The sequence below is a fragment of the Brevundimonas sp. P2_A6 genome (assembly GCF_056404975.1).
Map to the genome: position 1 here is coordinate 526,157 of NZ_JBFUCZ010000002.1, position 25,795 is coordinate 551,951.

General features: G+C 67.4%; 30 protein-coding genes. 12 read left to right on the forward strand and 18 right to left on the reverse strand.

The window, feature by feature from the left end; genetic code table 11:
- Window positions 1–257: 257 nt before the first annotated feature.
- The 9 genes from AC1DW4_RS08085 to AC1DW4_RS08125 all read right to left on the reverse strand — a co-directional run bounded on the left by AC1DW4_RS08085 (window position 258) and on the right by AC1DW4_RS08125 (window position 9,189).
- Window positions 258–1,628, reverse strand: coding sequence for a S41 family peptidase (locus AC1DW4_RS08085; RefSeq protein WP_477016729.1), 1,371 nt, complete (start codon window positions 1,626–1,628; stop codon window positions 258–260).
- A gap of 188 nt (window positions 1,629–1,816) precedes the next feature.
- A complete protein-coding gene (locus tag AC1DW4_RS08090) occupies window positions 1,817–2,884 on the reverse strand; it encodes a murein hydrolase activator EnvC family protein (protein ID WP_477016730.1) in 1,068 nt (355 codons plus the stop codon).
- 122 nt (window positions 2,885–3,006) lie between these two features.
- Window positions 3,007–3,471, reverse strand: a complete 465-nt coding sequence (gene rlmH, locus AC1DW4_RS08095) for a 23S rRNA (pseudouridine(1915)-N(3))-methyltransferase RlmH (protein ID WP_477016731.1) — start codon at window positions 3,469–3,471, stop codon at window positions 3,007–3,009.
- A 7-nt stretch (window positions 3,472–3,478) separates the two neighbouring features.
- Window positions 3,479–3,973, reverse strand: coding sequence for a ribosome silencing factor (gene rsfS, locus AC1DW4_RS08100; protein WP_477016927.1), 495 nt, complete (start codon window positions 3,971–3,973; stop codon window positions 3,479–3,481).
- Between the two features lie 132 nt (window positions 3,974–4,105).
- Window positions 4,106–4,702: a nicotinate-nucleotide adenylyltransferase gene (locus AC1DW4_RS08105; protein WP_477016732.1), complete on the reverse strand. Its 597-nt coding sequence runs from the start codon at window positions 4,700–4,702 to the stop codon at window positions 4,106–4,108.
- A gap of 137 nt (window positions 4,703–4,839) precedes the next feature.
- Complete coding sequence (locus AC1DW4_RS08110) at window positions 4,840–5,025, reverse strand: hypothetical protein (protein ID WP_477016733.1); 186 nt, start codon at window positions 5,023–5,025, stop codon at window positions 4,840–4,842.
- Window positions 5,026–5,077: 52 nt separating this feature from the next.
- Entirely contained in the window at window positions 5,078–6,130 is a 1,053-nt protein-coding gene (obgE, locus tag AC1DW4_RS08115) for a GTPase ObgE (RefSeq protein ID WP_477016734.1), read from the reverse strand.
- 219 nt (window positions 6,131–6,349) lie between these two features.
- Window positions 6,350–7,702 carry an amidohydrolase family protein gene (locus AC1DW4_RS08120; protein ID WP_477016735.1) on the reverse strand — a complete coding sequence of 451 codons (1,353 nt, stop codon included), beginning with the start codon at window positions 7,700–7,702 and terminating at the stop codon, window positions 6,350–6,352.
- Window positions 7,702–9,189, reverse strand: coding sequence for an amidohydrolase (locus AC1DW4_RS08125; RefSeq protein WP_477016736.1), 1,488 nt, complete (start codon window positions 9,187–9,189; stop codon window positions 7,702–7,704). The genes AC1DW4_RS08120 and AC1DW4_RS08125 overlap by 1 nt, the downstream gene beginning before the upstream one ends.
- 151 nt (window positions 9,190–9,340) lie before the next feature.
- Between AC1DW4_RS08125 and AC1DW4_RS08130 the strand changes: the two genes are divergently transcribed.
- On the forward strand, window positions 9,341–9,691 hold the full coding sequence (locus tag AC1DW4_RS08130; protein ID WP_477016737.1) for an ArsR/SmtB family transcription factor: 351 nt from the start codon (window positions 9,341–9,343) through the stop codon (window positions 9,689–9,691).
- Window positions 9,684–10,157 (forward strand): SRPBCC family protein, encoded by a 474-nt coding sequence (locus AC1DW4_RS08135; RefSeq protein ID WP_477016738.1) that lies wholly within the window; start codon window positions 9,684–9,686, stop codon window positions 10,155–10,157. Before AC1DW4_RS08130 ends, AC1DW4_RS08135 begins: the two co-directional genes overlap by 8 nt.
- A 72-nt stretch (window positions 10,158–10,229) precedes the next feature.
- Here the strand turns inward: AC1DW4_RS08135 and AC1DW4_RS08140 are convergent, their stop codons facing one another.
- On the reverse strand, window positions 10,230–11,159 hold the full coding sequence (locus AC1DW4_RS08140) for an electron transfer flavoprotein subunit alpha/FixB family protein (RefSeq protein WP_477016739.1): 930 nt from the start codon (window positions 11,157–11,159) through the stop codon (window positions 10,230–10,232).
- Entirely contained in the window at window positions 11,160–11,924 is a 765-nt protein-coding gene (locus tag AC1DW4_RS08145) for an electron transfer flavoprotein subunit beta/FixA family protein (protein ID WP_477016740.1), read from the reverse strand. It abuts the gene before it with no gap.
- Between the two features lie 109 nt (window positions 11,925–12,033).
- Here AC1DW4_RS08145 and AC1DW4_RS08150 point away from each other — a divergent pair, with 109 nt between their 5' ends.
- On the forward strand, window positions 12,034–12,378 hold the full coding sequence (locus tag AC1DW4_RS08150) for a hypothetical protein (protein ID WP_477016741.1): 345 nt from the start codon (window positions 12,034–12,036) through the stop codon (window positions 12,376–12,378).
- Window positions 12,379–12,382: 4 nt separating this feature from the next.
- Here AC1DW4_RS08150 and AC1DW4_RS08155 read toward each other — a convergent pair whose 3' ends face one another.
- Together AC1DW4_RS08155 and AC1DW4_RS08160 are read right to left on the reverse strand one after the other, a co-directional pair.
- Complete coding sequence (locus AC1DW4_RS08155) at window positions 12,383–13,273, reverse strand: alpha/beta fold hydrolase (RefSeq protein ID WP_477016742.1); 891 nt, start codon at window positions 13,271–13,273, stop codon at window positions 12,383–12,385.
- A gap of 46 nt (window positions 13,274–13,319) precedes the next feature.
- On the reverse strand, window positions 13,320–13,805 hold the full coding sequence (locus tag AC1DW4_RS08160; RefSeq protein WP_477016743.1) for a Fur family transcriptional regulator: 486 nt from the start codon (window positions 13,803–13,805) through the stop codon (window positions 13,320–13,322).
- A gap of 233 nt (window positions 13,806–14,038) precedes the next feature.
- Between AC1DW4_RS08160 and AC1DW4_RS08165 the strand changes: the two genes are divergently transcribed.
- Window positions 14,039–14,845: a SapC family protein gene (locus AC1DW4_RS08165; RefSeq protein ID WP_477016744.1), complete on the forward strand. Its 807-nt coding sequence runs from the start codon at window positions 14,039–14,041 to the stop codon at window positions 14,843–14,845.
- Window positions 14,846–14,952: 107 nt separating this feature from the next.
- Here the strand turns inward: AC1DW4_RS08165 and AC1DW4_RS08170 are convergent, their stop codons facing one another.
- Window positions 14,953–15,360, reverse strand: coding sequence for a MaoC family dehydratase (locus AC1DW4_RS08170; RefSeq protein ID WP_477016745.1), 408 nt, complete (start codon window positions 15,358–15,360; stop codon window positions 14,953–14,955).
- Window positions 15,361–15,415: 55 nt separating this feature from the next.
- On the reverse strand, window positions 15,416–16,438 hold the full coding sequence (locus AC1DW4_RS08175) for an NADP-dependent oxidoreductase (protein ID WP_477016746.1): 1,023 nt from the start codon (window positions 16,436–16,438) through the stop codon (window positions 15,416–15,418).
- A gap of 322 nt (window positions 16,439–16,760) precedes the next feature.
- Here AC1DW4_RS08175 and AC1DW4_RS08180 point away from each other — a divergent pair, with 322 nt between their 5' ends.
- Complete coding sequence (locus AC1DW4_RS08180) at window positions 16,761–17,123, forward strand: hypothetical protein (RefSeq protein ID WP_477016747.1); 363 nt, start codon at window positions 16,761–16,763, stop codon at window positions 17,121–17,123.
- 72 nt (window positions 17,124–17,195) lie between these two features.
- Here AC1DW4_RS08180 and phyR read toward each other — a convergent pair whose 3' ends face one another.
- The gene (gene phyR / locus AC1DW4_RS08185; RefSeq protein ID WP_477016748.1) at window positions 17,196–17,993 is read right to left on the reverse strand and encodes an anti-anti sigma factor/receiver protein PhyR; all 798 of its coding nucleotides are present in this window, start codon (window positions 17,991–17,993) and stop codon (window positions 17,196–17,198) included.
- 231 nt (window positions 17,994–18,224) lie between these two features.
- Between phyR and nepR the strand changes: the two genes are divergently transcribed.
- From nepR to AC1DW4_RS08220, 7 genes are all read left to right on the forward strand, one after another.
- A complete protein-coding gene (nepR, locus tag AC1DW4_RS08190) occupies window positions 18,225–18,437 on the forward strand; it encodes an anti-sigma T factor NepR (protein ID WP_477016749.1) in 213 nt (70 codons plus the stop codon).
- Window positions 18,434–19,051 carry a sigma-70 family RNA polymerase sigma factor gene (locus AC1DW4_RS08195; RefSeq protein WP_477016750.1) on the forward strand — a complete coding sequence of 206 codons (618 nt, stop codon included), beginning with the start codon at window positions 18,434–18,436 and terminating at the stop codon, window positions 19,049–19,051. The genes nepR and AC1DW4_RS08195 overlap by 4 nt, the downstream gene beginning before the upstream one ends.
- A gap of 61 nt (window positions 19,052–19,112) precedes the next feature.
- Entirely contained in the window at window positions 19,113–20,888 is a 1,776-nt protein-coding gene (phyK, locus tag AC1DW4_RS08200; protein ID WP_477016751.1) for a sensor histidine kinase PhyK, read from the forward strand.
- A 53-nt stretch (window positions 20,889–20,941) separates the two neighbouring features.
- Complete coding sequence (locus AC1DW4_RS08205) at window positions 20,942–21,079, forward strand: entericidin A/B family lipoprotein (RefSeq protein ID WP_477016752.1); 138 nt, start codon at window positions 20,942–20,944, stop codon at window positions 21,077–21,079.
- Window positions 21,080–21,208: 129 nt separating this feature from the next.
- A complete protein-coding gene (locus AC1DW4_RS08210; protein WP_477016753.1) occupies window positions 21,209–22,870 on the forward strand; it encodes an MFS transporter in 1,662 nt (553 codons plus the stop codon).
- A gap of 188 nt (window positions 22,871–23,058) precedes the next feature.
- Window positions 23,059–24,513 (forward strand): NAD-dependent succinate-semialdehyde dehydrogenase, encoded by a 1,455-nt coding sequence (locus tag AC1DW4_RS08215; protein ID WP_477016754.1) that lies wholly within the window; start codon window positions 23,059–23,061, stop codon window positions 24,511–24,513.
- The gene (locus AC1DW4_RS08220) at window positions 24,510–24,722 is read left to right on the forward strand and encodes a hypothetical protein (protein ID WP_477016755.1); all 213 of its coding nucleotides are present in this window, start codon (window positions 24,510–24,512) and stop codon (window positions 24,720–24,722) included. Before AC1DW4_RS08215 ends, AC1DW4_RS08220 begins: the two co-directional genes overlap by 4 nt.
- Here the strand turns inward: AC1DW4_RS08220 and AC1DW4_RS08225 are convergent.
- Both AC1DW4_RS08225 and AC1DW4_RS08230 read right to left on the reverse strand, forming a co-directional pair.
- Window positions 24,719–25,123 (reverse strand): hypothetical protein, encoded by a 405-nt coding sequence (locus AC1DW4_RS08225; protein ID WP_477016756.1) that lies wholly within the window; start codon window positions 25,121–25,123, stop codon window positions 24,719–24,721. The two genes, AC1DW4_RS08220 and AC1DW4_RS08225, sit on opposite strands and share 4 nt — an antisense overlap.
- A gap of 148 nt (window positions 25,124–25,271) precedes the next feature.
- Window positions 25,272–25,748 carry an Lrp/AsnC family transcriptional regulator gene (locus tag AC1DW4_RS08230; protein ID WP_477016757.1) on the reverse strand — a complete coding sequence of 159 codons (477 nt, stop codon included), beginning with the start codon at window positions 25,746–25,748 and terminating at the stop codon, window positions 25,272–25,274.
- Window positions 25,749–25,795 lie beyond the last annotated feature (47 nt).

The window sequence follows — 25,795 nt, forward strand, 5'->3', positions numbered from 1 at the left end:
GGACGGATTCCGGCCGACGATCATCTCAGGCGACTATGAACGGTCGGCGGTTAAGAAAGCCTAACGCGGCGTTAGGCATGTTTTGAAAGTTTCCTCCCTGCGCCGCAGGCGTGGGGAGGTGGATCCGGAGCGAAGCGGAGGAGACGGAGGGGCTCTTGAAGCGGCCAAGGTCCAGGAGGCGTCAAGAACCCCCCACTCCCCGCCAAGCGGCGGGCGGTTTCCCTCCCCCGTCCCTGCGGGACGGGGGAGGAGACGGATCACTCCCCCTCGGGCGCTTCGGTGGTGTCCACCGCAGCGGTCTGGACCGTGCCGTCGCTGATGACGATGCCCTCGGGCGCGGCGGCCAGTCGGGTCAGGTCGCCACCGGCGCGCAGCACGTCCAGCGCGCGTTGCAGCTGGTAGTCGGCGTCCTTGTCATAGTCGTCGCCCGGGGCCTCGCGGGGCGTGTGGGCCCCCTTGCGCTCCGCGCCGATGGAGGCGTCCAGCGCCGTGGCATAGGCGGCCTCGGAATAGATGAAGCTGGAGCGCGAGACGATGCGAGCCTCGGCCTCGTTACGGGCGACCTCCAGGTCCGGCTCGATGCCGATCTTCTGAATCGAGCGTCCGGACGGCGTGTAGTAGCGCGCGGTGGTGATCGAAAGGGCCCCGTCCTGGCCGTTGCGAAGCGGGATCACGGTCTGGACCGATCCCTTGCCGAAGCTCGTCAGGCCGACCAGCGTGGCGCGTTCCTGATCCTTCAGGGCGCCCGCGACGATCTCCGAGGCCGAGGCCGATCCATAGTTGATCAGCACCACAAGCGGCAGGCCCCCGGTCAGGTCGCCGGGCCGGGCGGCGAAGCGTTCGATCTGGTCGGGCTTCCTGCCGCGCTGACTGACGATCTCGCCGCGTTCCAAAAAGGCGTCGGACACATCGATCGCAGCGGTCAGCAGGCCGCCCCCATTGTTGCGCAGGTCCAGCACGAAGCCCTTCACGTCCGGCTTGTCGCGCTTGATCTTGGCGATCGCGGCGGTCAACTCCCGGCCGGTATTCTCGTTGAAGGTCGAGATGCGCAGATAGCCGAAGTCGCCTTCCAGCCGTCCGGTGACGCTGTCGACCTTGATGACCTCGCGGACCAGGGTAGTCTCCAGCGGCTCCTCGCCGTCGCGCAGGAAGGTCACCTTGACCGAGGTGCCCATGGCTCCCCGAAGCCTGTCCGACACCTGCGACACCGTCAGCCCAGACGCGTTCTGGCCGTCGATGGCCGAGATGACGTCGCCCGCCTTGACCCCCGCTCGCGCGGCGGGGCTGTCGTCCATCGGCGAGATGACCTTCACCAGACCGCCCTCGGCGGAGATGGTCAGGCCGACGCCCGAATATTCCCCGGTCGTCCGCTCTTGCAGGTCGCCATACCCGTCCGGCGACAGGTAGTTGGAGTGCGGGTCGAGGGCCGTCATCATGCCCGCCAGGGCCGCCTCGATCAGCTTCTTGTTATCGACCGGGACGACGTAATACTGCTCGACCACCGCCAAGGTGTCGCCGAACAGCTGCAACATGCGGAAGGTTTCGTTCCGGGGCGTCTGGGACGCCACGGTCATGCCGCTGAGCCCCAGGGCGAGGACGGCACCGCCGGCGATGAGCAGTTTACGCATTCGGTCTCTTTCGGGGCCGCCAGGGGCGGCAGGGCTTGGTGAGTCGGTCTTAGGGCTTAAAGGCAAGACCACACGCTGAAATCGTGGCCGCCGCGCGTCCGGTGGGATAAAATCAGTGTGAGAGCTTCAAGGGAAGGGGTGTCCCTGAAAGAGGGATTTGGAAGCGCCCAAGCCCTAAGCCCTAGGCTCTACAGATACGGTGCCGGATCGACGGGACGATCCTCGCGGCGCAGTTCCAGATAGACCTCGCCGCCCGCCGTGCCGGTGCCGACCGACTGGCCGTCGGCGATCCGGTCTCCGGCGGCGACGGAGACGCCGTCCAGTCCGGCGATCACGGCCCGCCAGCCGGGTCCCAGATCAAGGATCACCACCTGGCCCCAGCCGCTGAGCGGACCGGCATAATCGACGCGTGCGGCGGCGGGCGATGCCACGGGGCCTGCGTTCGACGACCAGCGCCAGCCGCTGGACCCTCGCCCGAACCGGGCAGTGGGCGATCCCGCGACCGGCGCGGTCAGGCGCGCGCGACCGGCGGGCAGGCGCATGGCGGGGGTGGCCTCCTCGGACCGTGCCACGTCGGCGGGGCGGCCGCCCAGGTTGCGGATGCGGGTCTCCAGCGCGGCAGAGGCGCGCTCGGCGCGATCGGCGTCGGCTTTGAGAACCGCCAGCAGCGCGGCGCGGCGGGCGACCAGGTCCTCGATTTCAGAGCGGCGATCACCTTGCGCGCTCTCGCTGGTCAGCAGGCGCTCGCTCGCCAGGACGGCCAGGCGGCGAATGCGGCGAACCTCGGCCTGGCGCGCGTCGAAGCCCAAGGCGCGGCGCTGAAGTTCGGGGGCCATGGCCTTCATCAGAATGGCGGCGCGCACCGTATCGACCGCCCGGTCGGCGGGGATCAGCAGGGGCGGCGGGGGCTGACGGCTCATCATCTGCAGGGCCGAGAACAGGCGGCCCTGGGCGTCGCGGGTGCGGGCCAGTTCGGTGACGATCGCGGCCTCGCGCCGTGACAGGTCGCGCAGGCGCTGGCGCTGGGCGGACATCTGCATGTCGTCGGCGGTCTGGTCGCGGCGGAGCGTGGCCAGCTGTCGGTCGAGGGTCGCCAGGGACACCGTGGCCTCGGCCGCGTCGGCGCGCAGTCGGCGGGCCCGGATGACCTCGTCGCGATAGCGGGCCTGAAGCTGTTCCAGGTCGTCCTGAACGGACGCGGCCGCCGGCAGGGCCGACAGGGCGATCAGCAGGCTGAGGACGGCGGCGCGGTTCATCTTGGGCTTGATCCAGAAACAGCGGCGGTTCTTCGGCGGATCAAGCCCAAGAAACCTAGTGAGGCCTTGATTCACGACTTCGGAAAAATCGCGAAGCGATTTTTTCCTCAGCCGATCAAGGCCTAGTCCCGATGATAGGGCGAACCGGCCAGAATCGTCACGGCCCGATACAGTTGCTCGGCCAGCATGGCGCGGGCCAGGGCGTGAGGCCAGGTCTGGGGCCCGAACGCCAGTGTCGATCCAGCGGCGGCCAGCACACTGGCATCCAGCCCGTCCGCCCCGCCGATGGCGAACACCAGCCGTCGCTCGCCCCGGTCGCGCAGGGCGGCGATGTGGTCGGCGAAGGCGCGGCTGGGCCAGGTCTTTCCGCGCTCGTCGCAGGCGATCAGGTGCGCCCCTTCCGCAGCGGCCAGGATCATCTCGGCCTCCGGGGCCTTGCCGGGCTTTCTGGGATCGAGGTCGATCAGCTCCAGCGGGCCAAGACCCAGGACGCGTCCGGCAGCAGTGGCGCGGGCGGCATAGTCGGCGGCAAGGCTGGCTTCAGGCCCGCGACCGGGTTTGCCGATGGCCGCGATCGCCAGCCTCATGGATAGATCAGGCGTTCGCCGTCCGGTGCGCGCTGTCGACGGCCCAGATCTTCTCGATGTTGTAGAACAGGCGAACCTCGGGCCGGAACAGGTGGACGATGACGTCCCCGGCATCGATCAGGACCCAGTCGCAATGCGGCAGGCCTTCGACCTTGGCGCGGCCCAGACCCTGTTCCTTCAGCGTGCGCAGCAGGTGGTCGGCCAGGGCGCCGACGTGGCGGTGCGACCGGCCCGAGGCCACGATCATGGTATCGGCCATGGGGGATTTCCCCTTCAGGTCGATCAGGACGATGTCCTGGGCCTTGTCCTCGTCCAGCTTGGACAGGAGGGCGGTCTCCAGCGGGTTCGAGCCGGTGGGCACCACGCCCTGCCGGTCGAAATTCAAGGCATCGTCGTCGTCATCCGCGCTGAACAGCGGGAAATCCTCGGCGGAATCGTCGGAGAGGTCTTCGTCTGAACCGTCGTCGCCGTCCTCGGCGTGCAGGGGTTCGATCGGGTCCATCTCGTGGGCCGTGTTGGAAACGGCCTCGTCCTGGACGGGATGGTCATGCGCGTCGTGCGCGGGCGAGGGGGTCAGCGGAAGGCTCCGGGCGGGTTCACTAAAGAGGCTCTCTAGCACGAAAGCCCCCAACCGTCACCCGTGGGCTTCGTTCCGCAGCGCCGTGGATGAACTCGGGTTCAGGGGCGCGGTCAGATAGGTCCAGGCGGGGGCGGCCATCAGGGGCAGCATGCGCGCCTCGTCCGAGGCGACGCGGTGACCGGCGAAGCGCCGCGCGGCGGGGGCAGAGCGGCTTTCCAGCATCGAACCGGGCCGGGCGACGACGGCGACGGGCATCATCCGCATGATGTCGGTCCAGCCACGCCAGCGGTGGAAGCTCTCCAGATTGTCCGACCCCATCAGCCAGACGAAGCGAACGCCGGGGTGCCGCGCCTTCAGCGCCCTCAGGGTATCGACGGTCCAGGTCGTTCCCGCCCGGGTCTCGAAATCCGAGACGATCATGCGCGGGCCGCGCGCAAAATGCCTGGCCGAGGCCATGCGCTCGGCCAGGGGCGCGGTCTGGCGGGCGTCCTTCAACGGGTTCTGGGGCGAGACCAGCCAGACGACGCGGTCCAGGTCCAGCCGCCGCATCGCGGTCTCGGCCACATGGGCGTGGCCGTCGTGGGCCGGATTGAACGAGCCTCCGAACAGTCCGACCCGCATGCCGGAGCTCAGCGTCAGCCCGTCCCGCAACGCCCCGGATCGGGGACCCCTAGACCTGGGCGCGGGACCGGCGTGGAAGAAGGACAAGACGACGCGCGCTCGGGCTTATGCTCACGATTGAGCGAACGAAAACGCAGCTAACACGTCCGTGTGCGGCTTGTCGCGTCTCAGCCGCCGGGGGGCGTCTTGAAGGTGTCGCCGACTTCTGTCGCGTCGGGGCCGTCGGGCCCGGCCGAGGCGCGCTCTTGCTCGCCGGTCCTGCGGACGTCGGCGTCGGACGTCTCGGCATCGGGTTGGCCACCGGGGATGGCCCCGTTCTTTTCGCGGCCCGGGGTCTGATCTCGATCGGTCATGTCGCCTCCTTGCGAGGCGTGGAGCGATCGAGGAAGGCCGGAGTTCCCGAATTCAGGGCACCCAGCCGTCGGCGAAGGTCTCGATCTCGTCGCCTTCCTCGTCGATCTCGCCGCGGGTCTTGCGAACCTCGGCCCAGGCGGCGCGGAGCAGTTCGGGCACGCCTTCGCCCGAGACACCGGAGACCAGCATCGGGCGACGACCGGCCACGGCCTCCAGCTCGGCGGCTTTCTCCTCGCGCGCCTCGGGGGTCAGGGCGTCGATCTTGTTGAGCGCCAGGATCTCCTGCTTGTCGGCCAGGCCTTCGCCATAGGCGTCCAACTCGCCCCGGATGATCCGGTAGGCCTCGGCCACGTCGTCCTGCGTCCCGTCCACCAGATGGATCAGCGAGGCCGAGCGTTCGACGTGACCCAGGAACCGCGTGCCGAGACCCGCGCCCTCGGACGCGCCCTCGATCAGGCCGGGGATGTCGGCGATGACGAACCGCTCGCCGGGCGACAGGTCCACCATGCCGAGGTTCGGGGCCAGGGTGGTGAAGGGGTAATCTGCGATCTTGGGCCGCGCGGCCGAGGCGGCGGCGAGGAAGGTCGACTTGCCCGCATTGGGCAGGCCCGCCAGGCCGATGTCGGCGATCAGCTTCAGCCGCAGCCAGATCCACATTTCCTGGCCTTCCTGGCCGGGGTTGGCGTGGCGGGGGGCCTGGTTGATCGGACCCTTGAAGCGGACATTGCCCCAGCCGCCGTTGCCGCCGGACAGGAGCAGCTCCTTCTGACCCGCCTCGACCATGTCGAGCACGACCGTCTCCTTGTCCTCGCCCAGCACCTGGGTGCCGACGGGGACCTTCAGGATGATGTCTTCGCCCTTGGCCCCATGCATCTGGCGCCCCTGGCCATGGCCGCCGGTCTGGGCCTTGAAATGCTGCTGGTAGCGATAGTCGATCAGGGTGTTCAGCCCCTCCACCGCCTCGACCCAGACGTTGCCGCCATTGCCGCCGTCGCCGCCGTCGGGCCCTCCGTTCGGGATGAATTTCTCGCGCCGGAACGACACGGAGCCGGCCCCGCCGTTTCCGGAGCGGATGTAGATCTTGGCCTGGTCGAGGAACTTCATGTGCGGGCGTATAGGCGAACAGAGCGGCGAATTACAGGCATCGCGGACCCTCTCCCATCGGGAGAGGGTTTGAGGCTCGCAGAGCGAAGCGATGCGTCAGCCGAAAGGGTGAGGGGTCATGCCCTTACCGGTTGACGCCTAACCCCTCACCCTTTCGCAAAAGAACGATCATTGCATGATCGTGTGCTCAAGCCCTCTCCCGCTGGGAGAGGGAGGCGATCATTGCCCGTACGCCACCGGCATCCCACCGTTCACCCGGCCCCCCGCGCGATAGCGGTCGCGGAGCAGGATCTGGCGGCTGGTCAGGGATTGTTCCTGGCCGTTGATGAACTCGGCGGTGACGGTGGACAGGGGCTCCAGCGGGTCTCCGGACCAGACGACGACGTCGGCGGCAGCCCCGGCGCGGAGTTCGCCGAACTGGCCCCCCATGCCGAAGATGCGGGCGGGGTTGACGGTCAGGGCCGCGATGGCCGCCTCGAACGGCAAGCCGTGGGACACGGCGTTGCCGGCGTTGTAGCGGGCCTCGCGCGCGCGGTGGACCGAGCCCTCATTGCCCTTGATGGCGATGACGACGCCGGCGGCGTTCAGCGCGGCGGCGTTCTCCATCCGCGCGGCCCGGCTTTCGAGGTCGCTCGGCAGGTTGGAGATGGGGTTGAGCAGGACCGGGACGTTCGCTGCGGCGATGTCGGCGGCCACCAGCCAGCCCTCCTCGGCGCCGTCCAAGATCAGCTTGACGCCTTCCTCGCGACCCAGCCGCAGGACCTGCTGGATATCGGCTGCGCGGTGGACGGTGACGATCAGCGGCATGGTACCGTTCGCGATCGGGATCAGGGCCTCCAGATCGGCGCGGGAGATCGACAGGTCGCGCAGGGCCGCGCGGTCGTAGGCGGCCTTGTTGCGGGCGTAAAGGCGGACCTCGGCCAGGGTTTCCTTGAACAGGGTGAACTCGGCCCCGCGCGCGCCTCCGGCGACGCCGGCTCCGGCTTCGCCGAAGGGCGCGACCATGGCCACGCGCGGCTGAACGAGGATGTCGGTCCCGGCCGCGAGATGGATGATCGAGGCGGTACCCGCGAACAGGCCGGGGGTCTGGAAGCCGCCCTGGCCGGCGCCCGCGAAGTCGCTATCGTCCTGATGCTCGTGCCCACCCGATCCGCCCGGATGGTTCGGCACGACGATCGCGCGGGTGATGCCACCCAGACGCGCGACCGGGATGGCGATCGACCAGGGATCGAGGCCGTAGCTGACGTCGAAGGAGGCGGAGATGGTGTTGGCCCCGTTCGACTGATCCTCCGAGCCGCCGACCGAGGAGATTTCGGTCAGGCCGAGGCCGGAATCGACGGCGACGAAGCCGGGCGTGACGACCTTGCCGCGCGCATCGATGACGCGGGCGCCGCTGGGGGCTGCACCGGCTCCGACGGAGACGATCCGGCCGCCGTCGATGACGACCGTTCCGTTCTCGATGACCGAGGTGCCGGTCAGGACGCGGCCACCGGTGATGGCGGTCACTTGGGCGAAAGCCGGTATGGCGGACATCGCTAGGGCCGCGAGGGAGACGATTGCGAGACGACGCATCAGCGGGCTCCCTCATTGACGGTGGCGGCGGTCAGGCCATAGCCCGGCTGGCCCAGCTCGAAATCGGACACGGGCTGATAGCGGGGGTCGAAGCGGTCGAACGTGAGCGCCCCGTCGATGAAGACCTGATCGGCGCGGGCATAGACGCTGAACGGATCGGCGCTCCAGATCACCACGTCGCCGCGCTTGCCGGGTTCCAGCGAGCCGGTCTCGTCGCCGATGCCGATGGAGCGGGCGGCGTTGGAGGTGATCCAGCCGATGGCGTGTTCCTCGGAGATGGTCAGGCCGGCGGCACGACCGGCCGCCAGTGCGGCGGCCGCCTCCTGATTCAGGCGCTGGGTCAGCTGGGCGTCGTCCGAGTGAATGACGGCGCAGGACCCTTCGGGCGCGTCGACCAGGGCGGCGTTGGCCTCGACCGCGTCCAGGGCCTCCATCTTGAAGCCCCACCAGCCCGTCCACATGTCGGCACAGACGCCCGCGGCGGCCAGTTGCGGCGCGATCTTGTAGGCCTCCACCGCGTGGTGGAAGGCGGTGACGCGATAGCCGAACTCCTTGGCGATATCGAGCATCACCATCATCTCGTCGGCCCGGTAGCAGTGGTTCTGGACCATGATGGTGCCGTCCAGAACGCCCGCCAGGGTCTCGTTCTGCAGGTTGCGGGTGGGGGGTGAGCCCTCGCCCGTCTCGCGCCACTTGTCCCATTTCTCGCGGTAATCCTGGGCGGCGATGAAGGCGGCGCGGTAGCCCGCGACATTGCCCATGCCGGTCGCGGGCGACTGGTTGCGGCTGCCGTAGACGCGGCTGGGGTTTTCACCGCAGGCCATCTTCACGCCGTAGGGCGCGCCGGGGAACTTCATGCCCTGCATGGAGATCGAGGGGACGTTGCGCACCGTCACCGACCGCCCGCCGAACAGATTGGCCGAGCCGGGCAGGATCTGGAGCGTGGTCACGCCCCCGGCGCGCGCGGTGTTGAAGCCGGGGTCCTGGGGCCACAGGGAGTGTTCGGCCCAGACCTGGGCGGTGTTGGGCGAGGTCGCCTCGTTGCCGTCGCTCATCCCCTGGACCCCGGGGGACGGATAGACGCCGAGGTGGGAGTGCACATCGATGATGCCGGGCGTCACATAGCGGCCGCGCGCATCGACGACGCGGTAGCCGGCCGGCACGGGGGTTGAGGCGGGGCCCACGGCCTCGACCTTGCCGTCCGAGACCAGGACGACGCCGTTCTCGATCTTCTGGTCCGTGCCGGTCAGGACTGTGCCGCCGACGATGGCGATATTGTCGCGCGGCAGCGGCTGATAGGTGGAAGGGTAAGGATCGGGGTTGGCGGCATAATCCAGACCCGTGGCCAGGGTCCGCTCGCTCGAGGCTCCCGCCTTGTCCGAACCGTCGGGGGCCGTGGCTCCGTCCCCGGTGGTGGCGCAGGCAGAAAGCGCCAGCGCGCAGGCGACGACGGCGAGGCTGGGGCCTCGCAAGGCGTGACGGATCATTGGACGCGCTCCCCTGTGATGCCCACGGCATCGAACGAGGTGTGATTACAAAGGCCTGACGCGCCATCCGTCAAAGGCGGAAACATTACGGATCGGTAAGGCGGCGCTGCCGGCTTGCGCGTCACCGACTCCAACGCTAATACTGCACCAGATGGTTCAGTATTCTTCGCCCCGCCTGAGCGACTCCTTCGCGGCCCTGTCCGACGTGACCCGTCGGGGGATGCTGGAGCAGCTCGGACGATCGGATGCCTCGATCACCGAGCTGGCCGACCGGTTCCACATGACCCTGACGGGGATGAAGAAGCATGTTGGGGTGCTGGAGCAGGCCGGGCTGGTCACGACGAAGAAGGTCGGGCGGGTTCGGACATGCAGCCTGGGTCTACGGCCCCTCGAAGAAGAGGCCGCCTGGATCGACACCTATCGACAACTTTGGGCGGCGCGCTTCGACGCGCTGGATCAGGTGGTCGCGGATTTACAACGCAGGGAACAGACCGATGCCTAACGCGACCAAGATCGAACAGCCGTCCGAGCGCGAGCTCGTCGTCACCCGAACCTTCGATGCGCCGGCCCGCATCGTGTTCGAGGCCTGGACCAAGGCCGAGCTGATGAAGCGGTGGTGGGCCCCGGCGTCCATGCCCATCCCGCTGAGGTCGCTGGAGATGGATGTCCGCGTCGGCGGCGGCTATCGCCTGGTGTTCGGGAACAGCGAGGCCGACTCGATGGCCTTCGTCGGCAAGTATCTGGAGGTCGAACCGGGCTCGCGTCTGGTCTGGACGAACGAGGAGGAGCCGGACGGCGCGGTGACGACGGTCACCTTTGAAGAGATCGACGGACGCACGCTGGTGACCGTCAGCGATCTCTATCCGTCGAAGGCGGCGCTGGAGGCGAACCGTGGGGCAGAGCAGGGCCTGCCCGAACAGTTCGAGCAGCTGGATGCCCTGCTGGCCGACCATGCGGCGCAGGCCTGACCGGACCGAAGGGCATGAAAAAGGGCGCGGGCCGCACCGGCACCGCGCCCTTCGTCGGATGTGGCGTGACGATCAGCCCAGGGCGGTCATCAGCTCCGGCACGATGGTCTTGTAGTCGCCGACGATGCCATAGTCCGCGACCTGGAAGATCGGGGCGTCGGCGTCCTTGTTGATGGCGACGATGACCTTGGAATCCTTCATGCCCGCCAGGTGCTGGATGGCGCCCGAGATGCCGACGGCGATGTAGAGGCCGGGGGCGACCACCTTGCCGGTCTGGCCGACCTGGTAGTCGTTCGGCGCATAGCCCGCGTCGACGGCGGCGCGGCTGGCGCCGACGGCGGCACCCAGCTTGTCGGCGAGGGGTTCGATGACGGCGTGAAACTCCTCGGCCGAGCCCAGGGCGCGACCGCCGGAGACGACGATCTTGGCGGCCCCGAGCTCGGGACGGTCGGACTTGACCAGTTCCTCGCCGACGAAGCCCGCCTTGCCCGCATCCGCACCGGTCACGGTCTCCACGGAGGCGGAGCCGCCCTCGGCCGCGGGGGCGAAGGCGGTGGCGCGCACGGTGATGACCTTCTTGCCGTCCGAGGACTGCACCGTCTCCAGCGCGTTGCCGGCATAGATGGGGCGGACGAAGGTGTCGGCGGAGACGACCTCGACGATGTCGGAGATCGGGGCCACGTCCAGCTTGGCGGCGATGCGCGGCATGACGTTCTTGCCGTCCATGGTGGCGGGCGACAGCACCGCGTCATAGCCCGACATCAGGGGCACGACGGTGGCGGTGACGGCCTCGGCCAGGGTGTGACCCAGCTCTCCGCTCTCGGCCAGCAGGACCTTGCGCACGCCCGCGATCTTCGCGGCCGCGTCGGCGACGGCTTTCGACCCCTGGCCGACGACCAGGACATCGACGTCCGGGCTCAGCGCCAGGGCGGCGGTGACGGTCTTGTGGGTGGTGTCGCGAACGTGGGTCGCGTCGTGATCGGCGATGACGAGAACGGCCATTTACAGGGCTCCCACGGTCTTGAGCTTGGACACGAGTTCGGCGGCGTCGGCGACCTTGATCCCGGCCGAGCGGACGGGCGGGGCGGTGACCTTCAGCACGGTCAGACGATTGGCCGTATCGACGCCGTAGTCGGCGACCGCCTTCATGGCGATCTCCTTCTTCTTGGCCTTCATGATGTTGGGAAGCGACGCATAGCGCGGCGTGTTGAGGCGCAGGTCCACGGTGATGACGGCGGGCAGGGCCGCCGATAGGGTCTGGTTGCCGCCGTCGACCTCGCGCGTGACCTTGGCCGAACCCCCCGCGATCTCGATCTTGGCGGCGAAGGTGGCCTGGGGCCAGTCCAGCAGGGCGGCCAGCATCTGGCCGACCGCATTGTTGTCGCCGTCGATGGACTGCTTGCCCATCAGGACCAGGTCCGGCTTTTCCTCGGCCACGACGGCGGCCAGCAGCTTGGCGACGGCCAGGGGCTCAAGGTCTGTGTCGGACTGAATCAGGATGCCGCGATCGGCGCCCATCGCCAGGGCGGTGCGGATGGTTTCCTGGGCCTGTTGCACGCCGATGGAGACCACGACGATTTCATCCACGGTCCCTGCGGCGTGGTGTTCCTTTCCTTCCTTCAGGCGAACGGCCTCCTCGACGGCGATTTCGTCGAAGGGATTCATGCTCATCTTGACGTTGGCGAGATCGACGCCGGTCTGATCGGCCTTGACGCGGGCCTTGACGTTATAGTCGATCACCCGTTTGACGGGGACGAGAACCTTCATGATACGATCCACACAAGTGCCGGAATGTTGCGGCAGGGAATGGAACGGGCGAACCGGCCTGTCAATGTAACGCGGCGTGATCGGGCGTCGCACCGGGACAAGATGTGAGATGAACCGCTTTCTGACCGCACGCCGCATCGGCGGCCTGTTCTTCGGACTGTTCGCACTGGCGTTGGTCGGGCTGTTCGTCGTCCAGCGGTTCTACGTCGATCCGGAGAATGCCTGCGTGAAGAGCGGGCGCTGGTGGTATGCGGAAGGCCGCGAATGCGTCCAGCCGATCTATCTGCCCGACATCACCGGGCGGGCCGCGGGCGTGAGCAGGGCAGAGGCCTCGGCGCAGCAGAACCGGGACCTGGTCGAGACCGAGCGTCGGCTTGAGCAGGAGCGTCAGGCGCGCGCCGCCGCCATCGTGCGCGACCGCAAGGCCTACGAGGCGAGCCGGCCCAAGGCCTGAGTGTTCAGACCGCCGCGTCGAACAGGGCGTCGCGCACCACGTCGGCGCGGGTCATGGGGAACAGGTGCCCCGTGTCCGGCACGGTCTCGACCGTGATATGCGGCAGCCCCCGGGGATGCGCCCGCATCTGGGTGATCGACCCCGTCTCCGCCCGAAGAATGCGTATCGGCTTGCAATAGGTTCTCAACGCCCGCCAGGGATCGTGGCTCTGGGATACGAAGTTCGAGGCTTCCCACGCCGGGGCGCAGCTGAGGGTGCAGCCCTGGTCGGTGCCTGTCAGGCCATCGGTGAGGTAGTCGATCAGCACAGCGTCCGACCAACCCTTGAACGCGCCGCGCCCGCGATAGGCGGCCAGGGCCTGTTCGCGGCTGTCGAAGGTGGCGCGGCGCCGACGGGCACTCTTCACCAGGGGGATGCGGTCGCTGAAGCGCCGCAGCAGCGGGGTACGGAACAGGACGTTGGTCAGCCCGCCCCAGATGACGGGATCGAACAGGACCAGTTGCGACACGCGGTCGGGTCGTTCGGCCGCCGCCAGCAGGCTGGATGTGCCCCCCATCGAATGCCCGGCCAGGACCACGGGCGGTCCGGGAAAGGCTTCCAACAGCGAAACGAGGTCGTCGCGGTGGTCGTGCCAGTCGCGTCGACCCTGTGTTTCGGTCGGCAACCGTGTCGCCCCGTGACCGCGCAAATCGGGTGCCAGGATCCTCAGCGAGGATGCCAGCGGCGCCAGGATGGACCGATAGGTGACGGCATTGAAGCCGTTCGCGTGACTGAAGATCAGATCGACGGGCCGCTTCGGATCGCCGAAATCCAGAACCGCCATGGTTCCACTGCCCCACCGGTTGTCGATGGGGACGCGCAGGCGACGGGGCGGAAAGAGCCGGGCGGCGTCCATGACTGAAACTTAGGGGTCGCGGCGGGTGGATGCCAGCGCGAAGGCGCTATGCGGCGACACGGCAGGCCGGGCAGCGACCATGGCCCTCGATCGTGGTGCGTTCCAGAACATAGCCCGACGCCGTCGCCGCCGTCTGCAGGGCCTCGCCCTCGGGCGGCGTGACCTCCTCGGTCGCGCCGCAGCAGTCGCAGATCAGAAAGGCGGCCGAGTGAGCACGGTCGCCGACCGAACAGGCGACATAGGCGCTGATCGAGGCGATGCGGTGCGCCATGCCCCGTTTCTCCAGAAACTCGAGCGCGCGGTAGACCGTCGGCGGCTTGGCGGCGGTGCCGTCCGTGCCGAACCTTGCAATCAGATCGTAGGCCTTGACCGGCTCGCCCGCGTCCAGCAGCAACTCCAGCACCCGGCGTCGGGGCGCGGTCATGCGCTCGCCATCGGCCTCGCAGCGGTCCTGGGCCAGATCGAGGGCGCGACCGAGCTCCCCGGGCGTCAGGCCGCCGGGCGCATGTTGGTGATCGCAGGTCGAGGCCATCGGATAAAGCTAGGGCCGGTCGCGCCCAACCGCAACCACAGCGGCCGGATGCATCCGGCGTGGACAGGCGTGTGTAAGGCCGGCCGCCTGTCGCGGAGCATGACCATCGTGGGGAAATTCCCGCTGCGAAATGTCCTCGAACGTGAATCTGGCGCAGGCCCGGCACCCCCGTTTGCCCGAACCGATCCGTTCGGCTAGAAGCGCGCCTTCTTGCAATCCCAGAGCCCGCGTCCATGACCGACACCACTTCGCCCGCCGCCAGCAACGGCATGCCCCAGCTGGACGGCAACGTCCTGTTCTACTCGCGTCCCGAGCCGTTGTCGGCCGAGACCCACGGCAAGCTGGGCGTCAACGCGCTGGACAAGCCCTATGCCTTCGTCGGCGCGTCCCACGTCGTGCCGATGACCGTGACCGAGTTCGCGCCGGGGGCCTTGTCCTATCCGATCGTCTTCCTGGGCGAGACCAAGCAGCCGTGCGCCGTCATGGGCCTGCGCCAGGGCGAGAACCTGTATGTCAGCCCCGCCGGCGACTTCCGTCCCGAGGCCTACATCCCGGCCTATGTGCGCCGCTATCCGTTCGTCTTCGCAAACGATGCCGACCAGGGTCGCCTGATCCTGTGCATCGATCGCAACGCGCCCTTCATCGCCGAAGGCGGCACAGTCCCCCTGTTCGAGAACGACCAGCCGACCGAATACGTCACCCAGGCGATGGAGTTCTGCAACAACTTCGAACAGGAGCGTCAGCGCACCGACAGCTTCGTCGCCCTGCTGACCGAGCTGGACCTGTTCGACGTGCGCGAGGCCGTGTTCACGCCGCGCGACGAAAAGGGCAACCCCGGCCAGCCGCAGAAGCTGGCCGACTATTTCGCCGTCTCGGAAGAGAAGTTGAAGGCCCTGCCCGCCGAGAAGCTGGCCGAGCTGCGCGACAACGGTGCTCTGGGTCAGATCTATGCCCACCTGGTTTCGCTGCTGGGATGGGACCGTCTGATCGCCCTGGCGTTCCAGCGCGCGGCCGAGATGCCGACGGCGGCGAACGCTTAAGCCGCAAGGGCGGCTCAAGCGTCTTTTTGGGGCTATCGCCCTTCGGGCTACTTGAGCCCCGGTTATCTGAAGGGCCCCGTCGGTTCGCCTTCGGGGCTTTTCGTTGCCTACCTTCGGACGAACAGCCCGCGCGTCAGGCACGAGAAGACCAGTCGGCCGCCTTCGTCGAGCAGATCGTGCTGGGCGATGACGATGCCTTTTTCGTCGCCCACGGGATCTTTGCCCATCACCGTCATCCGGCCACGCAGCAGTTCGCCTGCGGGCGGGTTGCGCATGAACCGCAGCCCGTCGACGGCCAGCACCTTGGACTGGGCCCAGCCGGCAGACTTGTCGGACTGAAGGCGGCTCCACAGCGCATAGACCAGGGCGTCCGGCGCGCCATAGGCCAGGTCCCAGCCTGGCGCGAAATGGGTCACGAACACATCGATGGCCGCCTCGTCCACCGCGCAGGCACCAAGCTGGAGAACCTGACCGATTTCCAGATCCTCGAAATGGACGTGCAGCGGGTCGGCCATCAGTGTGTGTTCCTTGCGCGTGATCCTGTCCGAAAACCGCTGATACTTTTCGGGATCACGCGACAGGCTCCTCGGAGACCCGCACCAGCAGCTTGCCGTCATGGTCGCCGGTGAACAGGCGGTTCAGCGACCGGACCGCCCCCTCAAGGCCGTCATCGACGTGGACCTTCCACTTGACCTTGCCCGAGGCCAGCCAGGGGCCGAGTTCGGCCGCCATCTCCTTGGCGCGCGGGGCATAGTCCATCACCAGAAAGCCCTGCACGGTCATCCGGTGGGTGATCAGGCGACTGAGGTCGGGGGACGGCGGGCGTTTGGTGGCGTTGTAGGCCGAGACCATGCCGCACACCGCCATGCGCGCACCCAGGTTCAGGCGGTTCCAGACCGCGATCATGATGTCGCCACCGACGTTTTCGAAGTTCAGGTCGATGCCGTCCGGGCACAGCCGATCCAGCGCTTCGCCGACGTCCTCGTTCTTGTAATCGACCGCGCCGTCAAAACCGAGTTCGTCCACCAGCCAGCGGCATTTGGTCGGGCCGCCGGCGATGCCGATGACCCGCGCGCCGCGTTGCCTGGCCACCTGACCGGCGATGGATCCGACGGCCCCGGCCGCGGCCGAGATGACCATGGTCTGACCGGGCTCGGGCCGCAGCACGTCGGTGACGCCGAAATAGGCGGTCATTCCGGTCATGCCGAGGACCGACATGTTCGCCGTCAGCGGCAGACCGGGCGCGCGGTGGACCCTGGACACGGCGCTGTCGGCCACCACGCCGTAATCACCCCAGCCGCCCATGGCCGTCGAGACGATGTCGCCGACCTTGAACCGCTCGGATCGCGACTGCTCGACCACGCCCAGGGTCAGGCCGCGCATCACGTCGCCAAGCCCGACGGGTGGCAGATAGCCGACGGCGTCGTTCATCCAGGTGCGGTTGGTGGGGTCGAGAGACAGATAGAGGGTGCGGATCAGCACCTGACCCTCGACCAGTTCGGGCACAGGGCTGGAAACCAGTTCCAGATCGGCGTCCTGTACGAGGCCGTGCGGTCGCTGGCGCAGCACCCACTGTCGGTTCATCAGGGCCATGGTCGCCTCCCGGCTGGTTGCTTTTGCAGACCCATCATGACGCAGCCCTCGTCGGCAAGCCAAAGAAAAAGGCGACCGATCAAGGTCGCCTTCTAAGGTGGCATCATCGAGAATGAGGCGCGGAGGCGGCAAGGACCAACGTAGCGCCGGTCCAAGTCGGGGGGGCGTCGCCGCCTCCGCAGAGGACTAACCGCGTTGGAGGAATAGGGTTCCGCCTGGGCTGGATCTTTTCGCGCCCATCGCGAACCGCCGCCGGCTCAGGAACGGTGACGCTTCGGTGGCGTTGTATGGCCTGTATTCCCATCAGACGCCGGAGCCTCCCATGTCCCACAACGATCCCCATTCCGAGGCTGCCGACGCCGTTCACGAGGGCCGTCCCGTCGAGGAGCAGTACACCCGGCAAGGCAAGGGCGGGCGACGGATCAGTACCGAGATGGCCATCGCCATCGGTCTGACCCTGATCGGTTTCATCGTGGTCTTTCTGTTCTTCAGCGGCGCGTTCAACCGGCCGGGCAATGACGATGACGACAACCAGGTCGCTCAGGCCCAGGCCTTCAACGTCGGTGACGGCGTGGCCACGGCTGACGCGCCGACGACCTCCACGGGGGAACCCACCAGCCCGCCGACCGGCGAGGTGCCGAACGTCAACGCACCGACCGTCCAGGCCGCACCGTCCTCGAACTGACGGCTTCCATTCAAGCAAAAGCCCCGCCGGCAAGCGCCGGCGGGGCTTTTCGTGGCCAGAAGCCGCCTGGGGTCAGGCGGCTTCCTTGGTTTGACGCGAGGGGTGGAAGAACAGCGCCTGACTGATGGCGGCCTTCACCGTCTCCGGCTGGAACGGCTTGGTGATCAGGAAGGTCGGCTCCGGCCGCTCTCCCGTCAGCAGCCGTTCCGGGAAGGCGGTGATGAAGATGACCGGGACGTCGAACCGCTTCAGGATGTCCTTGACCGCATCGATGCCCGACGAGCCGTCTGCCAGCTGGATGTCGGCCAGGACAAGCCCCGGGCGATGGCGGGCCACGGCGTCCACGGCCTCGTCGTGCGTCGTCGCGGTGGCGGTGACGTTGTGGCCCAGTTCGCGCACGAGGCTCTCGATGTCGGCGGAGATGATCGCCTCGTCCTCGATGATGAGGACGTCGGTCGCCAGTTCCGCGTCGATCTCGGCCTGGGCGTCAGCGATCAGACGCTCGACGCCCTGGGCATCGGCCGACAGGATCTGGGCGGCCTCGGACGGCGTGAAACCCTCCAGCGCCGTCAGCAGGAAGGCCTGCCGCGATTTCGGGGCGATCCGCATCAGCCGGCTGGAGGCATCGTTTTCGTCGCCCATGCCGCTCATGTCCTCCAGTTGCGCGCCGGTCGACGACCAGATGGCGTGGAACACGTGATAGAGCGCCACGCGCGGCGTCATGTCGGGGGACAGCTGACGCTCACCAGCCGCGAGCGCCTCCAGCGCGACGCGGACGTAGTTGTCCCCGGTGGCCTGATCGCCAGTGAGAGCGCGCGCGTAGCGGCGCACATACGGAAGGTGCGGCGCGAGTCTGGCCAGAAGGCTCATTCAGATAGTCCCCGACAAAGTAAGACGTTGCCGCCCGTTTCCCGGGCGCGCGTGAAGGGAGAAACGTATCCGTGCTGCAACGGTTCCCGTGACACAAGCCAGCTTGACCATTAAATGCCGTTAACCCCGGAACCGGGGTGAACCCGCGACGTTCAGCGGGTCGAAGAACGACAAGCCGGTGTCAGACGGCGAGCCTCATCCATCGAGATCAACATTGGCGACCGACAATTCATGATCGACACACCCGAGTCCGGGCGCAAGCCTGCCGCAGGCAAAACCGGCGTGGGAGAACCTCCCATGGAGGAGGCGCGCCTGCGTCAGCAGGCCATCGGCGTCAAGCTGCGCCACATGTTCGACGAGGTGGTCAACGAACCCGTGCCGGACGAGTTCCTGGACATCCTGCGCCGGGCCGACGAGCGCAAGGCCGGTGGAGACAAGGCGTGAGCGTCGGCAATCCGCGCTCGACCGCGCCCAAGCCGCCGTCCGCCGATGACGAGGGCTTCAAGCGCGAACTGGTCCAGCTGATCCCGCATCTGCGCGCCTTCGCCCGGACCTTGACCGGGGACCCGACGGCGGCCGACGACCTGGCGCAGGATGCGATGATGAAAGCCTGGGACGCCCGAGCCAGCTATCAGATGGGCACCAATATGAAGGCCTGGACCTTCATGATCCTGCGCAACCAGTTCTATTCCGAGAAGCGCCGGTCCTGGCGTTCGACCCAGCTGGACCAGGAGGCCGCCGAGCGGACCCTGGTCGCGGTGGACGACCCCGAAGCACCCGTCGCCCTGGATGAACTGCGCCAGGCATTGAACACCCTGCCTGAGGAGCAGCGCGAGGCGCTGATCCTGGTCGGGGCCGGTGGGTTTGCCTACGAGGAGGCCGCCGAAATCTGTCAGTGCGCCGTGGGCACGGTCAAAAGCCGCGTCAGCCGCGCCCGCAAGGCTTTGCAGGCCACGCTGGAACGCGGCGGCTATGGGCGCGACGGACGCGCCGCCGGTGATGCGATGCGCTCCATTCTGGCCGACGCGGATCGCCTGAGCAGCGCGCGACAGGGTTGAGCGCGTGGCCCAGGCCGGCCCCATGGCGGGGCCTCCACTCTCGCCGCGCGTGCCTCGATCGATGAAACGGTTCCTGACGCGTTCGCCCCGTTTTCAAGGCATCCGCTTCCGCATGGGCCTGGCCATGGCCATCGCCTTGCTGCCGATCCTGCTCCTGGGCGCGGTACAGGCGCAGGCTGAGTTTCGACGGCAATCCATCGAGCGGCAGTCCGATCTTCAGCAGGCGGCCGGTCGCGCGGCGATGACGGCCAAGGCGCGGCTGGATACGGCGACGGTTCTGCTCGAGGCCCTTGCCCCGGAGGGAGCGGGTCCGGCGTGTTCGGAACGCCTTTCGTCCCTCATCGACCGGCTCGAGGGTTTCCAGGCCGTCTATCGGGTCGGCACGGGAGGGACCTCGGTCTGTGGAAGCGAGCTCCCGGGCGCGGCTGATGCAGCGCGGTTCGGCGACGACCCGTGGTTTCAACGTCTCAAGCAGGGCGAACTGGTCACGGTCGGCCGGGCGTCCGGCAACATCAGCGCCGATCCGGCGCTGATCGTGGGGGTCCGATGGGACAGGCCGCTCGGCGTCTTCGCCGGAGCCATGGCCGCCGTCCTTCCTCTGGCGGACCTTCAGCCGGACACGAACGATCAATCGTTGCCGGAGGGAGCCGAGGCCGCTCTGACCGACGAACGTGGCCAGGTTCTGGTGGCCACGGACGTCGGGGCGTTCGACCTGCGACGGGGAGCGTCGCTGCTCGGCTGGGTCGAGCGCGCGCGAAGGGGTGAGTCGGCGACATTCGATGGTTGGGACGCGACGGGCGAGCACCGGGATTACGCCGGAGCCGCCCTGGCCGGACGTGACGTCTATGTGGTGGTGTCCGCCCCTTCGCCGGGGCTTCTGTCGTGGGCGCGACTGAACCCGATCGGCGCTTTGCTTCTGCCGCTGGCGGCCTGGCTGACCGCATTCGCGGCGGTGATGTTGGTGTCGGAGCGGATCGTCATTCGGTGGCTGGACTATCTGGAGCGGATCGCCTCGCTCTATGCGCGGGGACGGTATTCGGTGCGACCGGTCCAGGCCGCCAACGCGCCGTCGGAAATCCGGGTTCTGGCCTCGACCCTGGACAGTCTGGCGGAGGCGATTTCCACGCGCGACGGGTCGCTCAACGAGAGCCTGGCCGAGAAGGACGCGCTGATGCGCGAAATCCATCACCGGGTGAAGAACAATCTGCAGATCATCTCGTCGCTGCTGTCCATGCAGCAAAGATCGCTGAAGGATGAACCCGCCAAGGCGGCGCTGGCCGACACCCGACAGCGGATTTCGGCGCTCGCCCTGATCTATCGCACCCTCTATCAGAGCGACGACATCCGGCACGCCGATGCGCGCGACTTCATCAACGAACTCGTAGGACAGCTGGTGGCGGCGGAATCCGGTCGCGGCCCCGTCGTGACCAGCGCGATCGACGCCGACAGTCTGGTGGTCGATCCCGACAAGTTGGCCCCCCTGGCCCTGTGGCTGGTCGAAGCGGTCTCCAACGCCCAGAAACACGCCTTCGCCGGGCGTGGCGGCGCGCTGCAGGTTCGGTTCAGGGTGCATGGGGACACCAGTGTGCTGGAGGTCCAGGACGATGGGCCGGGTCCCCAAGAGGCCTTGGCCAAGGCCGGTGTCGGTCGGACCCTGATGGGAGCCTTCGCCAAGCAACTGCGGGGCGAGGCTGAAGTGATCGCGGCCCCGAACGGCGGCACGATCGCGCGCATGATCTTCGCCACCCCCGAGGCGCTGCGGCCTACGGACGCCCGGGATCTGGAGCGCAGCGATGCCGTCGTGCGCCCGGGAACCCTGACCCGCGCGCGACGTTGATCAGGCGAACCGGCGAACCATCCCCGCCGACCCGGATTTTCAGGAGTATTCCGATGCGCAAGATTTTCGTTCTGGTCGCCGCCGCCGCCGCCCTTACCACGGCTGCCTGCAACACGGTCGCCGGTGCCGGTCGCGACACGCAGGCCGCCGGTGCCGCCGTCACGGGTGCCGCGGAGTCCGCAAAGAACTAGAACCCGATCACCCTGGAAAGTCAGAGCCCCGTCGATCACCGACGGGGCTTTCGCTTGTCCGCCGCCCGGTGGTGACGCTAGACCGGCATGAAAGGCATCCATCAGACGACGCCTGCGGGACGAGACGACATGAGTGAACGGGCCACGAACAATGCGGGCGGACCGAGCCTGAGAACGGTGGTGGGAGCCTCGGCGGCCGGCACGGCCTTCGAATGGTATGACTTCTTCATCTTCGGATCTCTGACGACGATCATCGCGCGGCATTTCTACGCCGATGTGGGGGAGGCGACGTCCTACATCCTGGCCCTGCTGACCTTCGGCGTCGGCTTCGTGGTCCGGCCACTCGGGGCCCTGGCCTTCGGCTGGTTCGGCGACAAGACGGGACGCAAGACGACCTTCCTGGTCACCATCACCCTGATGGGTGTGGCCACGGTGGCGATCGGCCTGCTGCCGGATTACGGCCAGATCGGCATTGCGGCCCCGATCCTGTTGCTGCTTTTGCGCATGGCGCAGGGTTTCGCGCTCGGTGGAGAATACGGCGGTGCCGCCATCTATGTCGCGGAACACGCGCCGTCGAGCTCGCGCGGATTTCTGACCGGATGGATCCAGACCACGGCCGCCGCAGGCCTGACGGGGGCTCTGCTGGTCATCCTGGGAACGCGCGCCGTCCTCGGCACCGAAGCCTTCGACGCCTGGGGCTGGCGCATTCCATTCCTGCTGTCGGCCATCCTGCTGATCGTGTCGCTCTGGATCCGGCTGAAGCTGCACGAGAGCCCCGCCTTCAAGCGGATGGCGGAGGAAAGCACCGTCCGCCAGGCCCCGTTCCGCGAAAGCTTCCTGACCTGGAAGAACGGCAGATACGTCCTGATCGCACTGGTCGGCGTCATGTTCGCGCAAGGGGCCGTCTGGTACGCGGGCTATTTCTACACGCGTTTCTTCATGGAACGGGTCCTGAAGGTCGATACCGCGACGGTCGACATGATCGTCCTGGCCGTCACGGTGGCCTCGGCGTTCCTGTATGTCTTCTTCGGCTGGCTATCGGATCGCATCGGACGAAAGCCGGTGATGGTGGGAGGAATGGTGCTGTTCCTGCTGGCCGTGTTTCCCGGCTTCCATGCCCTGACCCAGGCCGCCAATCCGGCCCTGGCCCAGGCCCAGGTGTCCTCGCCCGTCACCGTCATCGCGGACCCCGCCACCTGCGCCGTGCAGTTCGATCCCGTCGGCAAGACCGCCTTCACCTCGTCGTGCGACCTGGCCAAGTCTGTGCTGTCGAACGCCGGGGTCAGCTATGACAATCTGCCCGCCGTCGCCGGATCACTGGCAGCCGTGCGGATCGGCACGGTGGAAATCGCCTCGGCCGAAGGCGCGGGTCTTTCCGCTGCCGCCCTCAAAAGCACGCGTACTGACGTCGAGACCCGTATAAAGGCGGCTCTGACGCAGGCCGGTTATCCCGCCAATGCCGCTCCCGCAGGGGTGAACGGGCTGGCGGTGTTCGGCATTCTGATGGTTTTCATGGTCGCTGCCACAGCCGTCTATGGCCCTCAGGCAGCCGCTTTGGTCGAGTTGTTTCCGACCCGGGTGCGGTATACCGCCATGAGCCTGCCCTACAATATCGGCACCGGCTGGGTCGGGGGCCTGTTGCCTGCCGCCAGCTTTGCTCTGGTGGCCTGGTCGGGGAATATCTATTTCGGCCTGTGGTATTCGGTCGCTTTCACCGCCGTCGCCGCCGTCGTGGCCCTGATCTTCCTGCCCGAGACCAGGGGTCGCGACCTGAACACGATCGGCGACTGAGGCGTTAGGGCGATCCCAGGTCTTTCCCTCCCCCTGCGGGGGAGGGTGATCGGAGCGAAGCGGAGATCGGGTGGGGAGGGCCAGGCAAGGCCTAGCCCCACATTGTATCCGCGTCGCCCTGCCCGCCCCACCCGGTCGCTATGCGACCACCCTCCCCCGCAGGGGAGGGAGAAGATGAAGGTCAGATCATGAATACCGCCGCCCGTGACGCCGGATTGAAGCTCCTGCGAGAGCACGCCTTCATCGCCGGCGAACCGGTGCCTGTGTCCGGCGACGGCATCGCCGTCGATGACCCCGCGACCGGCGAGATCATAGGCCATATTCCCGACCTGGGGGTGGTCGAGACGCAGCGCGCCATCCAGGCCGCGCATGATGCCTTTCCCGGCTGGTCGCGGTCCGATCCGCACAAGCGCGCGACCTTCCTGCGCGACTGGGCGCGGTTGATCGACGAGAACACCGAAGGGCTGGGGGCGCTGATGGCGCTGGAGAACGGCAAGCCGTTCGAGGAGGCCAAGGGCGAGGTCGCCTATGCCAACGGCTTCATCAAATGGTTCGCGGGCGAGGCGGAACGCATCCTCGGCGAGACCCAGGACAGCCCGCTCGGCCACGTCGTCCTGACGTTCCGCGAGGCCGTCGGACCCTGCGCCCTGATCACGCCCTGGAACTTCCCGGCCGCCATGCTGACGCGCAAGCTCGGTCCCGCCTTCGCCGCCGGTTGCACCGCCGTGGTCAAGCCGGCCAGCCAGACGCCCTTCACCGCCATCGCCCTGGCGGAACTGGCCTATAGTGCCGGCCTGCCGAAGGGTGCGCTCAGCGTCATCACCGGCGACGCGGCGACGATCGGCGGCGTGCTGACCGCCTCGCCCCTGATCCGAAAACTGTCCTTCACCGGCTCCACGCCCGTGGGCCGCAAGCTGGCCGAACAATGTGCCCCGACCCTGAAACGGGTGTCGATGGAACTGGGCGGTGCCGCCCCCCTGATCGTGTTCGAGGACGCTGACCTGGATTTGGCCGTCGCAGAAACCATCAAGGGCAAATTCAGGAATGCCGGCCAGACCTGCGTCTGTCCCAACCGCGTCTATGTCCAGGCGTCCGTCGCGGAGGCCTATGCGAACAGGCTGGCCGAAGCGGTGTCCAGGATCCCCGTGGGTGCAGCCTTCGAGGACGGCGTCAAGGTCGGACCCCTGATCGAGGACAAGGCCATCGCCAAGGTCGAGGATCACCTCAAGAGGGTCCAGGCCTCGGGCGGAAAGGTGCTGACCGGCGGGGCGCGTCATGCGCTGGGTGGTCGATTCTTCCAGCCGACCGTGACGCTGGGCGGCGACGACGAACTGTTCCGCCATGAGGAAACCTTCGGGCCGATGATCCCCGTCTTCTCCTTCGAGACGGAGGATGAGGCCCTGGCAAAGGCGAACGACAGCGAGTTCGGCCTGGCCTCCTACCTGTTCACCCGCGACCTGGACCGCGCCATGCGCATCGGCCGCCGCATCGAGGCGGGCATGATCGGCATCAATACCGGCCTCATCTCCACCGCCGTCGCTCCCTTCGGCGGGGTCAAGCAGTCCGGCTACGGCCGCGAAGGCTCGATCCACGGCATCGACGAATACGTCGATATCAAACAGGTCACCCTGGCGTTGAAGTGAAGCGGCCGCGGCTCCAGCCCCTGGTCTGGCCGACCGCGCTTCTGGTCGCGGGCGGGACGACGGCCCTGCTGGCCGAGGCCGCGAGCCTGTCGGTCGAGACGGTGACGCTCTACGGCCTGGTGAAGCTGGTCAGCGATCTGGTGCTGGCGATCGGGGTCGTATGGTTGGTTGCGGCGATCGGCCAAGTCGCACGTTCAGGCGGTCGTTAGACCTTCTTAAGCCGTTCGATGAAGGCGTGAACGTCAGGTGCCTCCCAGTCCGCACCGTCCCACCAGAAACTGGCCAGCGCCTCGTGATTCCGGGCCACCCATTCCATCACCAAGGCCATCCTCTTCATATCGCGGTCATCGAGACTGTTGGCCACGACCCGAGGCTCCGAAGCGACGGCAACCGAGAAGCTCGGATTGTGACGGCCAGCCTTGAGAAAATACTTCACGCGGGGACCATGTCGCCCCATCACCGTCGTGATCGCCACGATGCCGACGATACCCGTTTGGGCTTGCGTCAGATTGGCCATATCGAAGATGTCCTCGTCGTCCAGCGCGCCGATTTCTTCGTCGAGCGTCGGCTCGCGATCGGTCCAGACGGCGATGTTGTCGCTAAAGCCCATGGCGCGGATAAAGCGCGGTGAAGGTGCCTTGAGTCAAGTCAGGCCGCAATCTTAACGTGTGTTATGCGCCCGATCCGGAGGGATTCCCGAGCGGCTGCGGACCGGATACACGTTAAAGTCATCGGTCAGACTTGGGGCATAAAGCGGTTCAAACCGGCAGCGCGCCGCGTTTGACCACGGTGCGCATGGCCACGCTGGAGGAAACGCGAGTCACGCCCGGGATGGTCGTCAGCGACTTGGCGTGAACCCTCTCCAGGTCGTCCACATCCCGCACCACCAGCCGCAGCAGATAGTCCGACCCGCCCGTCATCAGATAGCATTCGACGACCTCGGGAACGGTCGCGATGGCGGTCTCGAAGGCGGTCAGGGTGCTCTCGGCCTGGGATGACAGGGTGACCGTGACGAACACGCTGATCGGCAGGCCCACGGCCCGTTCGTTGATGATCGCGGCATAGCGGCTGATGACCCCGGCGGCCTCGAGCGCGCGGAGGCGACGCAGGGACGCGCTTTCCGACAGGGCCACGGCCTTGGCCAGGTCGGCGTTGCTCATCCGCCCGTCGGATTGCAGGGCGCGGAGCATCTTTCTGTCGGTCGCATCCAGAGTGACGGCGGAAACGGTCTTCATGGCGGCTCCAGGCGCAATCTTCTGCGACTTTACGGTGTTCACTCGCT

Excerpts from the sequence above, each read along its gene's own strand:
- AC1DW4_RS08085 (WP_477016729.1), bottom strand. The coding sequence starts at position 1,628 with ATGCGTAAACTGCTCATCGCCGGCGGTGCCGTCCTCGCCCTGGGGCTC.
- AC1DW4_RS08090 (WP_477016730.1), bottom strand. The coding sequence starts at position 2,884 with ATGAACCGCGCCGCCGTCCTCAGCCTGCTGATCGCCCTGTCGGCCCTG.
- rlmH (WP_477016731.1), bottom strand. The coding sequence starts at position 3,471 with ATGAGGCTGGCGATCGCGGCCATCGGCAAACCCGGTCGCGGGCCTGAA.
- rsfS (WP_477016927.1), bottom strand. The coding sequence starts at position 3,973 with ATGGACCCGATCGAACCCCTGCACGCCGAGGACGGCGACGACGGTTCA.
- AC1DW4_RS08110 (WP_477016733.1), bottom strand. The coding sequence starts at position 5,025 with ATGACCGATCGAGATCAGACCCCGGGCCGCGAAAAGAACGGGGCCATC.
- obgE (WP_477016734.1), bottom strand. The coding sequence starts at position 6,130 with ATGAAGTTCCTCGACCAGGCCAAGATCTACATCCGCTCCGGAAACGGC.
- AC1DW4_RS08120 (WP_477016735.1), bottom strand. The coding sequence starts at position 7,702 with ATGCGTCGTCTCGCAATCGTCTCCCTCGCGGCCCTAGCGATGTCCGCC.
- AC1DW4_RS08125 (WP_477016736.1), bottom strand. The coding sequence starts at position 9,189 with ATGATCCGTCACGCCTTGCGAGGCCCCAGCCTCGCCGTCGTCGCCTGC.
- AC1DW4_RS08130 (WP_477016737.1), top strand. The coding sequence starts at position 9,341 with ATGGTTCAGTATTCTTCGCCCCGCCTGAGCGACTCCTTCGCGGCCCTG.
- AC1DW4_RS08135 (WP_477016738.1), top strand. The coding sequence starts at position 9,684 with ATGCCTAACGCGACCAAGATCGAACAGCCGTCCGAGCGCGAGCTCGTC.
- AC1DW4_RS08140 (WP_477016739.1), bottom strand. The coding sequence starts at position 11,159 with ATGGCCGTTCTCGTCATCGCCGATCACGACGCGACCCACGTTCGCGAC.
- AC1DW4_RS08145 (WP_477016740.1), bottom strand. The coding sequence starts at position 11,924 with ATGAAGGTTCTCGTCCCCGTCAAACGGGTGATCGACTATAACGTCAAG.
- AC1DW4_RS08150 (WP_477016741.1), top strand. The coding sequence starts at position 12,034 with ATGAACCGCTTTCTGACCGCACGCCGCATCGGCGGCCTGTTCTTCGGA.
- AC1DW4_RS08155 (WP_477016742.1), bottom strand. The coding sequence starts at position 13,273 with ATGGACGCCGCCCGGCTCTTTCCGCCCCGTCGCCTGCGCGTCCCCATC.
- AC1DW4_RS08160 (WP_477016743.1), bottom strand. The coding sequence starts at position 13,805 with ATGGCCTCGACCTGCGATCACCAACATGCGCCCGGCGGCCTGACGCCC.
- AC1DW4_RS08165 (WP_477016744.1), top strand. The coding sequence starts at position 14,039 with ATGACCGACACCACTTCGCCCGCCGCCAGCAACGGCATGCCCCAGCTG.
- AC1DW4_RS08170 (WP_477016745.1), bottom strand. The coding sequence starts at position 15,360 with ATGGCCGACCCGCTGCACGTCCATTTCGAGGATCTGGAAATCGGTCAG.
- AC1DW4_RS08175 (WP_477016746.1), bottom strand. The coding sequence starts at position 16,438 with ATGGCCCTGATGAACCGACAGTGGGTGCTGCGCCAGCGACCGCACGGC.
- AC1DW4_RS08180 (WP_477016747.1), top strand. The coding sequence starts at position 16,761 with ATGTCCCACAACGATCCCCATTCCGAGGCTGCCGACGCCGTTCACGAG.
- phyR (WP_477016748.1), bottom strand. The coding sequence starts at position 17,993 with ATGAGCCTTCTGGCCAGACTCGCGCCGCACCTTCCGTATGTGCGCCGC.
- nepR (WP_477016749.1), top strand. The coding sequence starts at position 18,225 with ATGATCGACACACCCGAGTCCGGGCGCAAGCCTGCCGCAGGCAAAACC.
- phyK (WP_477016751.1), top strand. The coding sequence starts at position 19,113 with ATGAAACGGTTCCTGACGCGTTCGCCCCGTTTTCAAGGCATCCGCTTC.
- AC1DW4_RS08205 (WP_477016752.1), top strand. The coding sequence starts at position 20,942 with ATGCGCAAGATTTTCGTTCTGGTCGCCGCCGCCGCCGCCCTTACCACG.
- AC1DW4_RS08210 (WP_477016753.1), top strand. The coding sequence starts at position 21,209 with ATGAGTGAACGGGCCACGAACAATGCGGGCGGACCGAGCCTGAGAACG.
- AC1DW4_RS08215 (WP_477016754.1), top strand. The coding sequence starts at position 23,059 with ATGAATACCGCCGCCCGTGACGCCGGATTGAAGCTCCTGCGAGAGCAC.
- AC1DW4_RS08225 (WP_477016756.1), bottom strand. The coding sequence starts at position 25,123 with ATGGGCTTTAGCGACAACATCGCCGTCTGGACCGATCGCGAGCCGACG.
- AC1DW4_RS08230 (WP_477016757.1), bottom strand. The coding sequence starts at position 25,748 with ATGAAGACCGTTTCCGCCGTCACTCTGGATGCGACCGACAGAAAGATG.